This is a genomic window from Chloroflexota bacterium, assembly GCA_014360805.1.
GTDB lineage: Bacteria > Chloroflexota > Anaerolineae > DTLA01 > DTLA01 > DTLA01.
Genome location: JACIWU010000084.1, coordinates 1 through 12,806 on the forward strand (window position 1 = coordinate 1; position 12,806 = coordinate 12,806).

9 protein-coding genes are annotated in these 12,806 nt (G+C 65.9%); 1 reads left to right on the plus strand and 8 read right to left on the minus strand.

Annotated features, from left to right (window positions below; all coding sequences use genetic code 11):
- Window positions 1–347 precede the first annotated feature (347 nt).
- The 7 genes from H5T65_12010 to H5T65_12040 all read right to left on the minus strand — a co-directional run bounded on the left by H5T65_12010 (window position 348) and on the right by H5T65_12040 (window position 11,535).
- Window positions 348–2,120, minus strand: coding sequence for a hypothetical protein (locus tag H5T65_12010; protein ID MBC7259959.1), 1,773 nt, complete (start codon window positions 2,118–2,120; stop codon window positions 348–350).
- Window positions 2,121–2,302: 182 nt separating this feature from the next.
- Window positions 2,303–5,425, minus strand: a complete 3,123-nt coding sequence (locus tag H5T65_12015) for a TIGR00341 family protein (GenBank protein ID MBC7259960.1) — start codon at window positions 5,423–5,425, stop codon at window positions 2,303–2,305.
- A 105-nt stretch (window positions 5,426–5,530) separates the two neighbouring features.
- Window positions 5,531–6,262 (minus strand): hypothetical protein, encoded by a 732-nt coding sequence (locus H5T65_12020; protein ID MBC7259961.1) that lies wholly within the window; start codon window positions 6,260–6,262, stop codon window positions 5,531–5,533.
- A 48-nt stretch (window positions 6,263–6,310) separates the two neighbouring features.
- Window positions 6,311–7,168 (minus strand): purine-nucleoside phosphorylase, encoded by an 858-nt coding sequence (locus H5T65_12025; protein ID MBC7259962.1) that lies wholly within the window; start codon window positions 7,166–7,168, stop codon window positions 6,311–6,313.
- A 33-nt stretch (window positions 7,169–7,201) separates the two neighbouring features.
- Window positions 7,202–8,110 (minus strand): site-specific tyrosine recombinase XerD, encoded by a 909-nt coding sequence (gene xerD, locus H5T65_12030; protein ID MBC7259963.1) that lies wholly within the window; start codon window positions 8,108–8,110, stop codon window positions 7,202–7,204.
- Window positions 8,111–8,548: 438 nt separating this feature from the next.
- Window positions 8,549–9,586, minus strand: a complete 1,038-nt coding sequence (locus tag H5T65_12035) for a hypothetical protein (protein ID MBC7259964.1) — start codon at window positions 9,584–9,586, stop codon at window positions 8,549–8,551.
- A gap of 8 nt (window positions 9,587–9,594) precedes the next feature.
- Window positions 9,595–11,535: a right-handed parallel beta-helix repeat-containing protein gene (locus tag H5T65_12040; GenBank protein MBC7259965.1), complete on the minus strand. Its 1,941-nt coding sequence runs from the start codon at window positions 11,533–11,535 to the stop codon at window positions 9,595–9,597.
- Window positions 11,536–11,725: 190 nt separating this feature from the next.
- Here H5T65_12040 and H5T65_12045 point away from each other — a divergent pair, with 190 nt between their 5' ends.
- The gene (locus H5T65_12045) at window positions 11,726–12,196 is read left to right on the plus strand and encodes a PaaI family thioesterase (GenBank protein MBC7259966.1); all 471 of its coding nucleotides are present in this window, start codon (window positions 11,726–11,728) and stop codon (window positions 12,194–12,196) included.
- Window positions 12,197–12,277: 81 nt separating this feature from the next.
- On the opposite strand, the gene H5T65_12050 is transcribed toward H5T65_12045, so the two are convergent.
- On the minus strand, window positions 12,278–12,487 hold the full coding sequence (locus tag H5T65_12050) for a cold-shock protein (protein ID MBC7259967.1): 210 nt from the start codon (window positions 12,485–12,487) through the stop codon (window positions 12,278–12,280).
- Window positions 12,488–12,806 lie beyond the last annotated feature (319 nt).

The following is a 12,806-nucleotide window of genomic DNA, read 5'->3' on the forward strand; positions in this document are numbered from 1 at the left end:
TGTGTTTGGGGGCCAGGATAGCAGGGGTAGGGCGGGATGTCAAGGACCTCTCCCCCTGGCCGCCTCTCCCAGCGGGAGAGGGGACAGAGCGCCCGACGCGGAGGCATCGGGCTGAAGGGGCGAAGCCCTGGCGTCGCCTGTCTGCCTGTAAGGGCGACCGGCCGGTCGCCCCTACGCGGTGCGCCGCTGAGGCTGCGCACGCCCCCTTCTCGCCCCGCCCGCGGGGAGAGAAGGGGCCAGGTGGATGTGAGGGGTAACACCTGCGTGCGGGCGCGGCACAAAATGCAGGGGCAACGCGTGTGTCGCCCCTGCAACATACGATCACAACAATGCGGCGGACGCCGCGGCTAGTCGTAGTGCCGCCACGTGCCGTTGCTGTACAGCACGAAGATGCCCAAGCGGTTGCTCCACAGCATGTGCCCGCGCTCAAAGTTCTGCCACGACAGGGTCAGCCCGCGCTCCGGCTCTGTGGCCCACGACAGCGCCGAACGCACGCTGGGGTTCTCGCGCCAGACCTTGCCGAAGCCGCGCACCGGCTGGTAGTAGCCCCACGGCGGCACGATGCTGGGATCCGACTCGGGCTGAGGCGGCGCCCATGTATCGGCGAAGGATTGCCACGTCCCGTTGTTGTACAGCACGTACACCCTCGGCCCCACCGATGTCCAGAACATGTAGCCGCCGATGAAGATCTCCTCCGCAGCGGTGGTGCTGAACTCGTCGGCCAGCGGGCACCCCAGGCCGCTCCGCACGGCGCTGTAGGTGTTCCAGATGCGCCCGAAGCCGAACTTGGGCGTGATGGTGCACGCCGTCGGAGGCGTCGTCGGCTCGGCCAGGACGAACTTCACCGCGTCAAAACCGATGCGCCGCGACAGGTAGGCTTCCTGCGTGTTGTCGGCCAGGTACACATACTCGCCGCCCGTGGCGTTGAAGGTGAAGGTCCCTAGCCGCACCCAGGCGTTGTAGTAGATATACTGGTTCACCGACACGTCGTGGCGCATCCCCGCGTGGTAGACGCGGTAGCGGGCATTGCCCGTGGTGGCGTTGCACGACGGGATGAAGACGTACACGGTGTAGCGCCCCGGAGTCGGCAGCGCGGGCGTCCACTTGGCCCAGTTGGACACCGCATAGACGTTGTTCAGCGTCCAGTAGGAGTGATTGCCATAGCCGCACCAACTCGTGCGCCAGCCAGATGCCGGTCCGCCCTTGACGAAGCCCGGACTGAACTCGTCCACGACGACCTCAACGGGGCCGGGCGGTGGAGGCGGCGGGGGCGGGGGTGGGGGCGGGGTCGCCGGCTCCCAGCGCAGCCGCGCCACAGCCACGCCGATCTGCTCAAAGTACTCCACGCGGATGCGATGGTCGCCCGCGCCCAAGTAGATCGTGGCCGTGTGGGTCGTCTCCGGCTGGGCGTACCACTTATCAATGACGAGTTGCTCATCCACCCACACGCGCATGCCGTCGTCGTGGGTCGCGTAGAACGTATAGTTCCCCGCCGTCGCGAAGTTCACGATGCTGGTCCAGCGGACCGAAAAGTAATCGGCCGGGATGGGCGAACCCGGCGAGTTGGTGCCCCAGTTGAAGTCCAGGATGGGGTCATCGCGCACCAGTTGCGGCGCGCCCGTCAGGTACATGTTGGGGTAGAACTCACCATGCCAGAAGGCGGGGCTGTAGTCCGTCCGCACCCACGACAGGCGAATCTGGGCGATGCCGGTGTGTTCGTAGTACTCCAGGCGCAGGGGATGATCGCCCGCGGTCATGGCCCGTGTGAACGTGTACGTCGTGGGGGCCTGGTCAAACCACTTGTCCAGCACCAGGTCGCCGTTGAGCCACAGGCGCACGCCATCATCGGTGGTTACGGTGAACCGGTAGGTGCCGTCCTCAAAACGGACGACTCGCGTCCACCGCACCGAGAAGTTGTCGGCGTTGACGCCCGCTGCCGGCGCTGATGCGCCCCAGTCAAAGTTGATGTCGGCATCATCGCGCACCAGAGCGGGGCTGCCGCCGAACCAGGTGTTGTTGTAGTACTCGCCGCGCCACGTGGGGTCGGCAGCCTGGGCCGGGCCTGCGGTCAGGTGTGCCAGCGGCGCCCACACCAGGATGGCCAGGATCAGAACGCTCACCGCTTTGGAGCCCCACCCAACCAGGGAACGTTTCCTTTTGCCGCGCATAATCGCACCTCCTAACGCGGTTCTTCCTGCAAGCCGCATTCCAAACGAGACGCACCCTCCAAGTCCGTCTGTGCCCCTTGCATGCAAGAAGCATGCCTGTAAATGGCTAACGTGTCAAGTCAGGGAATGGTTCCCTACTTGGGATGGCGCGATTCCACCTCCTGGACTAACACCGTCCGCAGCCGCAACTGCACAGGGCCGTGCAGCACCTCGGCCAGCGCCCTGGAGACCGATTCGGCCTGCTGCGCGTCGGGCGGTTCCGCCAACTGCACCGTCGCCTCAATCCGCCAGACGCCGCCCGAACGCCTGGCGCTGTCCACCGACACCAAGCGGGCCGAGGGCAGCCGCTCTACTTCCGACGCCAGGACCTCCCGCAGCAGGCGCTGTTCTGCCGATACTCGCTCGGAGCGAACCATGATGCCCACCAGCAGCGCCGAGATGATGACCAGCGCGGCAGCGGAGAAGGTCAGTCCTCTCCGGAACCAGGCTTCACGCTCTGCCGCCTGGGCCTTCGGCCGGATGCCCAGAAGCAGGAAGACGAACGCTCCTGCCAGCGTGATGGCGATAAGGTTTGTGAGGAACAGGAGCAGTGCACCGCCCATCACACTTCCGCTGCCTTGCGCCAAGCCGATGCCCACCGTGCACAACGGGGGCATCAGCGCGGCGGCGATGGCCACGCCGGGCAGCGCGGCGGCCACCTCTTTGCGGGCCAGCGCGTAGGCCCCCGCCGCACCCGACGCGAGGGCGACCCCCAAGTCCATCAACGTGGGATGAGTGCGCGCGATGATCTCCGCCGTCGGTTGCGAAACCGGAAACAGAAGTGCTGAGAACGCCGACAACACCACTGCTGCGCCGACACCCTTGATGGTGGACTCCGCGCCACGGCTCAGCATCCGCGGCTCGCCCAACACGATGCCCAGCGACAGCGCCAGAATAGGGGTCATCAGCGGCGCCACCAGCATCGCGCCGATGATTACCGCGGCACTGTCGGCTAGCAATCCCAGGCTGGCGATCACCGCTGACAGCACGATGAGCACGTAGTAGTTGACATCGCCTCGCGCACCCTCGCGCAGGGTACGGTACAGGGTTACCAGTTCTTCGGGTTCCAAGTTGGGAAACAGGCTATAGAAGCCATCCCACAGGCGGTGGAGCCACACGCGCGCCAAGTTGCTAGGCGCCCGCACGAGCATCAGGGGCGTGTCCGTCTTGGTCAGAACCTGCTCGGGTACCCGTCCGAACAGGACCCGATCCAGCCAAGACTCCTTGGACATTCCCATAACCAGCATATCGGCGCGCTCGGCCTCACTGACGATGGCTCCCACTACGTCGTCCGAACGCACGACGTCCAGATCGGCATAGCATGTCGCCTTCAGCGCGTCCACGCACTCGTCAACCCGCTCGCGGGCCTTGGATTCCGCTTCGGCGCTGGCCTCAGGCGCTACCACATGCAAGGCTTTGACACTGGCGCCAAAGGTCTGGGCGAGTCGCCCGGCGAGTTGCAAAGCCTCCTCCGCGTGAGGGCCGCTGGTAACCGGCACAAGGATACGCTGGGCGCGCTGTGGCACCTGCCCGCTCACGACCAGGACGCCGCATGGCGCATCGCGCAGCACGGCGTCCACGATACGGCCCAGCGAGCCGGATGAAACCGGCGCGCGCTGCGTCCAGCCCAGGATGATGAGGTCGCAATCCTCTTCCACCGCCGTGTCCACGATACCCTGATGGGCGGTGCGGGCCACTCTGGTCATCACATGCACCGGCACCCCCTGCTCCTCCACCGCCTCGCTGGCGGCTTTCAACGCCTCCAACTGTCCGCGGGCCAGCCGCCGCCCCGTCGCGATGGAGACCCGCGCGGGCGTCTCCACCACCTGCAACGCCACGATGTCGCCGTCAACGGGTTTGACGAGGGTCAAGGCCAGTTCCATGAGATGCTTGGCTGTCTTCGGATTGGCCACCGGCACGAGAACGCGAAATCCGCGTTTGGGGTGCTCTTCATCCTCTCGGAAGATCGTGATGCCCTCGCGCTTCTGTGCTCGCCACCGCACGCCGAATAGGGCATACACGGCAACGCCTGCTCCCGCCCAAATTCCGGCCGCCAGCCATGCCCACACCGGCAGGAACGCTATGAGGAACAGCGTACCTGCAATGCCCAAGCCAGGCACCAGCGGGAAGAACGGCAGCACGGTTTTGCGAGCAGGCTCCTCGGCCCGATCGTAGCGGATGATTGCAGATACATTCACGCCGACGGCCGCCAACGCCCACACGAAAGCGGCCGCGGCAGCGAGGGCGCTTGCGGGAACCGCCGCTGCGAGAAGCGCCGCGACGCCTGCCACCGCCAGCAAGAGCGCGATGGGTGCTCTGCCCCCCCTGTCCAGATGCGTCAGGGCCGCCGGCAGAAAGCCGTGGCGAGCCAAGATAAGGCCCTGCCGTACCGCAACGAGGATGACCCACCACAGCGCCCCTGCCATCAGCAGGCACAGCAGTCCTGTCGTAGCCATCGCTCCCCATCGGCTCCAGAAGGGCCACGCGGCCCCCTCGGTGCCGTGCGGGACCATGAGGAAGCCGACCAGCCCCACGCTGCACGGAATCAAAATCCCCGCTGCTACCAGAACTCGCGGCAGGTTGACGCGAGGCCGCCTGAGGTCTTCGGACTCAACCAACGCGGCTTCCAGCCCCCAAAACCCCACCAGCGCCAGTGCCGTAACACCCCATGTAAACCGCGCTGCAACCCCGGCGATCGGCGCGACCCCCACCCCAACACCGACGATGTGGTCAATTCCCAGAGCCGCGACATACCCAACCAGGGGACCTATCAGAAGAACAATCTGAAGAGGCCGCTGCCATCTGCTCGCCAGGGTAACGAGCGCCATCAACAGCACAACGCCCGCCGCAAACGCGGGCCGCGTCCAGCCCGCCCCCAGCCCCACCCATGCTCCTAATTGCTCCCCCAACGCACGGCCAAGGAGGGCTGCAACGGTGAGTTCGCCGCCGAGGAGAACCCAGCCGACCAGCGAGGACAGCCAGTCGCTGTGGGCCTGAAGCGCCAGACGGTAGATGCCGTGAGGATCCGGCGAGGCGCGTTGCAAATCCAGAACGGTCCAGATGGTGAACCCCACCACGAGTCCGGCGATCGCGCACGAGATGAGCATCCGCGAGGGCAGAACGCTCGCCAGTTGCGGCCCCAGCGCCGCGAGGGACACCGCAAACCCCAGCGAACCGCTCATGAGCACGAGCCGCGACGGAGTCAGACCTCGGCTCACGCGGAAATCCGAGAAGAATTCCTTCGCCCTATCGGGCTCGTTTTCCCTGTGTCGCCCCACTTCGCTCACAACGCTCCTGCACGGGCAGGGAGCACCCCGCCCCGCTCACGGCGCAATCGTTACCGCCACGGCGCAAGGCTCCGGGAAGTTGCCGGTCTTGTCCACCACTACCAGGCGCAATGTGTACTCGCCCGCCGGGAACGCCGCCGCGTTGAACGTCTCCAGCACGCCATCGGACACGGGCGCGTAGTGCAGGTCGCCGACTACAGACCACTGCGACGGGTTGCTCCCGATGCCGATCTCTATCTTGTAGTACCAGAAGTTGCCGATGGCAGCGGTGCCCGTTACCTGCACGACGCCCGAAAGGCGCGCGCCAGGCCTCGGCGAGGTCAGGTTGACGCCGGGCGTGGGGCACAGGGGTGGCGGCGCAGGCGTGGCCGTGGGCGTAAACACAGGCGCGGTGGGGATCGGCTGCCGCGTGGGTCGGACGCGGGTAATGGTGGCTGTGGGCGTCGGCGTCAGTTCCTCGGGGCTGTAGGTGGGTGTGGCGCGCAGGAATCGCGTCGCCGTGGGCGTCGGCTCCGTCGTCGCGGGCGTGGTCGGCCCCCCCAGGTGCGTGGCGACGAACAGCGCCCCGGCCAGCAAGGCCATGACGATCATCACGGTAACGGCGCGATACAGGCGGTTCCGCGCGAACTCCTTCTCCAGCGAGAAGATGGACTGGCGAATCTCCGCCCGGGCCTTGAGCGCCGCCCGCAACGCAAACAGGGCGACGATGGCGAACAGGATGTACAGCCATATCGCGTAGGCTTTCAGCAGGGTGATTACGATGGACATGACTTCTCTACCCTCAAGGACTTTACACCCAAGACGTCGTACCGGCCACTAGGTTCCGCCCAGTTCGCGCAGGACGCCGCGGATGAGGGCAGCCAGACGCGGGGCCAGCACACGGCCTGCGGCGAGCACCTCCTCGTGGGTGGTGTCGTCGTGGCCGGCCGCGGCCTCCCCCGGCGACAGGGTGTTGGCGATGCCCGATATGCCCAACACCCGCGTGCCCCCATGCCGCGCCACGGTTACCTCGGGCACGGTGGACATGCCCACTGCGTCGGCGCCGATGGCGCGCAGAAACCGCATGTCGGCAGGCGTCTCAAAACTAGGCCCCGCCAGCATGATGTACACGCCCTCGCGGAGCGGAATCCCCTCGCGCGCGGCCACGCGGCGGGCGATGGCCCGCAACTCCGGATCGTAGGCGCGGCTCATGTCCGGGAAGCGCGGCCCCAGTTCAGGGTCATTCGGCCCCCGCAACGGGTTCAGGCCGGCCATCCCCACCAGGTTGATGTGGTCGGCGATGAGCATCAGGTCGCCGGCGCGGAACTCGGGATTCAGCCCGCCCGCAGCGTTGGTAACGATGAGCACCCCGATCCCCATTTGCTGGAAGGTTCGGACGGGAAACGTTACCTGCTGCATGGAGTAGCCCTCGTAGTAGTGGGCGCGGCCCTGCATCATCGCCACGCAGGTCCCCTCCAGCCGCCCGATGACCAGCCGCCCCATGTGCCCCTCCACGGTGCACTGGGGGAACTCGGGTATCTCGCTGTAGGGGATCACGTCGGCATCTTGTACCTCTGACACCAGGCCGCCCAGACCCGAACCCAAAACGACGGCCACCTGGGGCCTGTGGCGCGTCCGCGCGAAGATGGCTTCTGCCGCTCGCGCAAAATGCTGCTTTGTGTAGAACTCCGGCATGCTGTCCCCCTGGTTGGTGTGCAAAGCGAAGCCTCAATCCTTCCTGGCCCTGGGGTGGGCGTTGTCATACGCCTCCCGCAGTTCCTCTTTCGTAAGGTGGGTGTAAATCTGGGTTGTGGAGACGCTGGCGTGGCCCAGGAGCCTCTGGACATCGGGGAGTTTCGCACCGCCGGTCAACAGGTGCGTGGCGAAAGAATGGCGCAGCGTGTGCGGCGTAACCGCCTTGCTGATGCCGGCCTCCTCCACGTAGTGCTTGATGATGAGCCACAGCCCCTGGCGCGTGAGCGGCTTCCCCTGGAAGTTGACGAAGAGCGCCTGCTCGTTCGGATCCTTGGCCATGTGGATGCGTCCGCGCTGCAGGTAAGCCTCCACCGCCTCCAGTGCGTGCGGGTGGACGGGGATGATGCGCTCCTTGTGCCGCTTGCCGTGCACCACGCGCACGCTCCCCGACGCCAGGTTGATGTCGTTCAGCGTCAGCGACACCAGTTCCGTTACCCGCATGCCCGTGGCGTACAGCAGTTCCAGAATCGCCCGATCCCTCAGAATCTTGGGGTCGTCGCCCGTTCCTGGGGCCTCCAGAAGCCGATCCACCTCCTTGCGTGTCAGCGTTTTGGGCAGCCTCTTGCCCAGCCTCGGCGAGTCCAGCGTCGTCGTCGGATCCTCCTTGATGCGGCCCTCTCGCGCCAGGAAGTGGAAGAAGGACTTGACGGCAGCCAGTTTGCGCGCCACGGACGAGGAGGCGTATTCGCGCTCCTTCAGGTGCATCACGTAGTTCACGACCAGGTTCTTGTCCACAGCGTTCCAGTCGGCGGGCGTCGGCACTTTGCCACGGATGAAGTCCACGAACTGCGTCAAGTCGTTCCGATAGGCGGCCAACGTGTTATCCGAATAGGCTTTCTCTACCCTCAAGTAACTGAGGAACTCTTCTACTTCTTGTAGCATTCGGTTCCTCCTTAGTCTCGGCGCTGCGCAGGGGCGACCCGCGCGGGCGCAAGGCTCGCCGGCGCCTCCTGCGTGGGCGAACAGACGCTACCCTATTTTACCACAACTTTGCATAAAATCAATACGGGGAGGGGGCGAATATGCATTTCGGGAAGTGTTATCCCTTTGTGTCTCTGCGCCTTTGTAAGAAGCATGATTCTCACACAAAGGCACGAAGGCGAGACACGTAGGGCGGCTTTCCGTAGCCGCCAGGGTGCGGGAGGAGTCGGGTGAGGTCAACCCCCACGGGTGTGAAGACCCCAAGGGTCTCCGAGACCCTTGGGGTCTTTGCGTTACCCGCGAACCGAAACGCACCCCGCGCTACGGCCAGATTGCCTCGCCGCTGCACGCCTCGCATGACGGGTGTCCTCGCACCATAGTAAGCGAAACAGGCAGCGGCTAGGAGCCATCGGCCATCCCCTTCTGCACCCACAGCGCCATCAGCGTCAGCCACTTGCTGGGCTGGCCCTTCTTCTCCAGATCGGCCTGTATGCGGCCCTGGGGCGCGTTCTCCAGAACCCACACGCCGTCGGGCGTCCGCTTGCGCTGGAGTACGGCCAGCGCATCCTCCATCCGCGAGTCCCGATAGCCCAGGCGCACCAGCACCCACAGCCCGCGCAGGATGTTGTAGCCGTAGAACCAGGGGAATGCCAGCGTAAGCCACTGGGGTTTGATGACCGCAAAGTCGTGGTGGTCGGCCTTGTAGAGGTGGTGCATGAGAAGGAACTCGGCGGCGCGCGCTGCGGCATCCCGCACCGCAGCGGTGCGTCGCTCCTCCGGAATCTCCGCGAACGCCTCCATGGAGCAAATCGTGCCGTAGAAGCAGCCGTGCGTGTCGCGGACGTGTGCCCTCCAGTAAGGACACAACCACCCGCCATCGGCGTTCTGCACGTCCACGAGCCAGTTCACGGCGCGCCACACGCGGGGGTCGTCGCCATAGCCCAGTCGCAGCAACGCCGCCACCACGTTGCCTGTGAGACACGACAGCACCGATTGGTGCAACAGGTCTGCGATGAAGTCCGTTTCCGGCGGGGGCGACTTGCCTCGTTGCCGCGCCCGCCGGGCGACGTAGGCGTACTCGCGCCGCGCGCCCTCTTCGCCGCGCTCGCGGAAGCCGCCCTCCGGCCCTTGGAAGGCCAACACATGCTCCACAGCCCTGCGTATCGGCTCCTCATCACGGCTCAACCCCAAAAACCCCAACAGCATCAGCGTCCAGTAGGTGGCCTTGTACTTGGGCAGGTAGGGCGAGGACGGGTCGCCCCAGTGGCCTTCGGGCGCCTGCCTGGCCCAGATGCGCCGCACAACGGGGGATTCCGGGATGGCCGCGCGGGCCTGGCGCACGTCGGAGTCATCGTCGCCGCAGCCCAGCAGTTGGCGCAGAGCATGATAGCGCACGAATGGGTTATCCGGCTCAAGAAGCCAGTCCAGGGGATTCACGCCCGCCCTCACTCTATCACCAGCGCGCATTCTTGCGTCGCGCGCACCCAATAGCCCCGTCCAGGCTCCAGGTTCGCCAGATCATTGCCGATGCTGGCCGAGGGATTATATCGCTTCCACGGCTGCGGTTCGCCCGCGTGGTAGCCCCACACGATGCTGTACTTGCCCGCGATGGACGCCAGAGCGTCGGCCACGGGGCGCGGCGTCGCCGACGGGTACGCGACTAGATTCCAGCCGACGCGCAGCGCCTGGCTCGTGGCCAAAGGCGGCGTGCCGCGCACCGCAAGCGCCGCCGGCTCGGTCATCAGAATCCAGAAAGCCGTCCGCTCGTCCAGCGCCAGGAGCGTCTGCCCTTCGGGCGGGAGCGCGGGGTTGTAGGTGCGCCACCCCTGCGCCGCGGCGTCCCACGAGTGCACGATGGCATACTTGTCCGCGATGGATTGCAGCACGTCGGTGATGGCGCTGCTCTCCGGGACAACGGGAATGGACGCCAGGTTCCAACCCGCCACCAGCGGCACCGTCCCGACGCCTTGCTGCCGCTCGTAAGCGCCTAGGTCGGGAGCGTCGCCGACGGGCCGAAGGCTGCCGTCCAGGTCATCGGGCGGCGCGCCGACGGGCGTGCCCGCGTCCACGGCGGGGCTATCGGCCAGCAGGTGATAGTCGCCGTCCGCGCCCCAGGCCCGCGCGACGAATCGCGGGTCGCCGTACAGGCTGCCCACGCCCAGCGTGCCGATGGTGGCGGAAGTGTAGGTCGTGCCTCCGTGGACGAAGACCTCGTCGGGGCTGCCGGGGAAGTAGAACAGGTTGCGGTCGGCGATGACGGTGGACGCGCCCGCGACGTAGATGGGCGAGTCCGCGCCGCGCCAGATGCCGTTGCGCAAGATGAGGACAACGGGCACGTTGGGCGTGTCGTACTGCACGTGCATCAGGTAGTTGTGGCCCAGCGTGTCGTCCACGGTTACGTTCACGAACTCAAACGTGGCGTTGGCCTGCTCGGTGCCGATGACAACGGCGGCCCAGGGCGTCGTCGTGGGGTCGCCGTCGCCGCGCCCGTAGATGAGCGTGTTCTCCACGCGGCTGCCCCCGCCCCACAATTTCACGCCGTCGCAGGAGTTGTTCGCCACGACGCACCGGCGGATGGTGGTGCGGGCCGACTTGGAGTCCAGCCCGTCGCCGTAGTTGTGGGCCGCCACGGTGTCCTCAATGGTGATGGGGCCGTCGGACGGTTCAATGCCGAACCCGTCGGGGCGGTCATAGGGACGGTTGGACCCATCGCCGCCCTGGTAGTAGTGGCCGCCGTAGGACAGCGTGCACCCGCGGATGAGCAGATTGCGCACGCCGCCGTGCTCGCCCGCAGGCCCCAGGATGGCACCGAACCCGCAGTACTCAAACCGGCTGTCCAGCACCTGCAGGTCGTCCACGTCCTGGATGTCCAGCCCGCCCTCGTCTATGTGATGCACGTACAGATCCTTGAGCACAATGCGGCTGGCAGGCGCGCCGGTGATGCTGATGCCGGTGCGGAACCAGGCGGCCGGCCCTGTGGCCTGGTCGTCGTGGGTGATTTCCAGATTCTCCACCCGCACGTAATTCGCGCCTGCAAGGATGACGGCGGCGAACAGGTTGTCGCGGCCCGCCAGCACGGGCCGCTGGCCCTCCTCGCCGCGAATGGTAACCCAAGCGTTCGCCGTGCCCGAAGGCGGGATGAGGATGTCGTCGTCAAAGCGGCTCAGCACGTAGCGCCCGCCCAGGATGATGAGCGTGTCGCCCGGGCGGAGTTGTCGCGAGCCGTAGCCGGGCGTGCCCCAGGGGCGCGCCAGCGAACCATCGCCCGTGGCGTCGCTCCCCGTCGTGGCCACGTAGTAGGTGCGGCCCTGCGCCCGGGCGGGCGACCACAGGCCCGCAGCGACCAGGCAGAGGATAACCAGCATGCCCGCGAGAAGCCGTTTCATCTTCACCGTCTCCTTTCGGGGGGCTGGGTGACTGGCCGAGATACGATGTCAGGCGCATTCTAGCACCGGCAGGGATAGCCTGTCAACGGCCACCGGTTGCGGGCGGGCCGGCGCGCCGCGTTTGTAGGCAAGCGCGAAACTGTGATACCATTGCGCCAAACCGAATCCCATTGCCCAAAGGAGTCGCACCATGGACGACAAGCAACCCAGTTCGCGCCATTGCTTTCTGTGCGGGAGGCAAAACCCCATCGGCCTCAAGATCACGTGGGTCAATGATCGCGAAGCCCGGCAGATACGGGCGCGCGTCGTCGTGCCCGAGCACTTCAACGGCTACCCGGGCATCGTGCACGGCGGCATCGTGGCGGCCATCCTGGATGAGACGGCCGGGCGCGCGCTGCTGCTGGATGGCGACGCCGACAACCTGATGGTAACGGTGAAGTTGGAGGTGCGCTACCGCAAGCCCACTCCCACAGGCCAGCCGCTCACCGCCGTGGGGTGGGTGGTCCGCCAGACGGAGACCCGCGCGCAGGCGGCCAGTGAACTGCGCCTGGAAGATGGGACCATAACGGCCGAGTGCGAGGCGCTGCTGTTCCGCCCCAGCCAGGAGTTCTTTGACCGCTGGGAGCCGGAAAAACCGTACTGGCGCGTGTACGACGATTGACGGGGGCATGTCGCGCACAACAGAAAAGCCGCACCCGTGCAACCGGGTGCGGCTTTCTTTTGCAGAAACGCGCGGCGCGTTCTACAGGGGAACGACGTTGGTGGCCTGAGGACCCTTGGGGCCTTGTTCAACGGTGAACTCAACCCGCTGGTTCTCTTCCAGAGTCCGGAAGCCTTGCGACTGAATCGCCGAGAAGTGGACGAACACGTCGCCACCGTTCTCGCGGGTGATGAACCCGTAGCCCTTGGACCCATTGAACCACTTTACCGTTCCTTTTTCTCGCTCACTCATTGGTGAACTCCTTGTGAAGAATTATAGGAGGTACGAGACAGAACCGCCGCAAAAAACAACCGCCGGAGCCAAGTGTAACGCTCCAGCGGTCAACCTTGCCAGTCGTTCCGTACACTTACTCAACCTACAGGCGGTTTATAGCACACATTTGGAATCTTGTCAAATATGGGGTTGCGCCGATGGGTTCGGTTTGGGGGCGGCGCAAAGACCCCAAGGGCCTTCACACGCGTGGGACGCATGACCTCACCTAACCGCTCCCCAACCCTCCCCTTTCATCTTCGCCAGCGCCCCTCACCCTGGCCTCTCCCGCGGCGGGCGG

Bases quoted from the DNA above. Each gene is read 5' to 3' on its own strand.
- H5T65_12020 (MBC7259961.1), bottom strand. From the start codon at position 6,262: ATGTCCATCGTAATCACCCTGCTGAAAGCCTACGCGATATGGCTGTAC.
- H5T65_12025 (MBC7259962.1), bottom strand. From the start codon at position 7,168: ATGCCGGAGTTCTACACAAAGCAGCATTTTGCGCGAGCGGCAGAAGCC.
- xerD (MBC7259963.1), bottom strand. From the start codon at position 8,110: ATGCTACAAGAAGTAGAAGAGTTCCTCAGTTACTTGAGGGTAGAGAAA.
- H5T65_12040 (MBC7259965.1), bottom strand. From the start codon at position 11,535: ATGAAACGGCTTCTCGCGGGCATGCTGGTTATCCTCTGCCTGGTCGCT.
- H5T65_12045 (MBC7259966.1), top strand. From the start codon at position 11,726: ATGGACGACAAGCAACCCAGTTCGCGCCATTGCTTTCTGTGCGGGAGG.
- H5T65_12050 (MBC7259967.1), bottom strand. From the start codon at position 12,487: ATGAGTGAGCGAGAAAAAGGAACGGTAAAGTGGTTCAATGGGTCCAAG.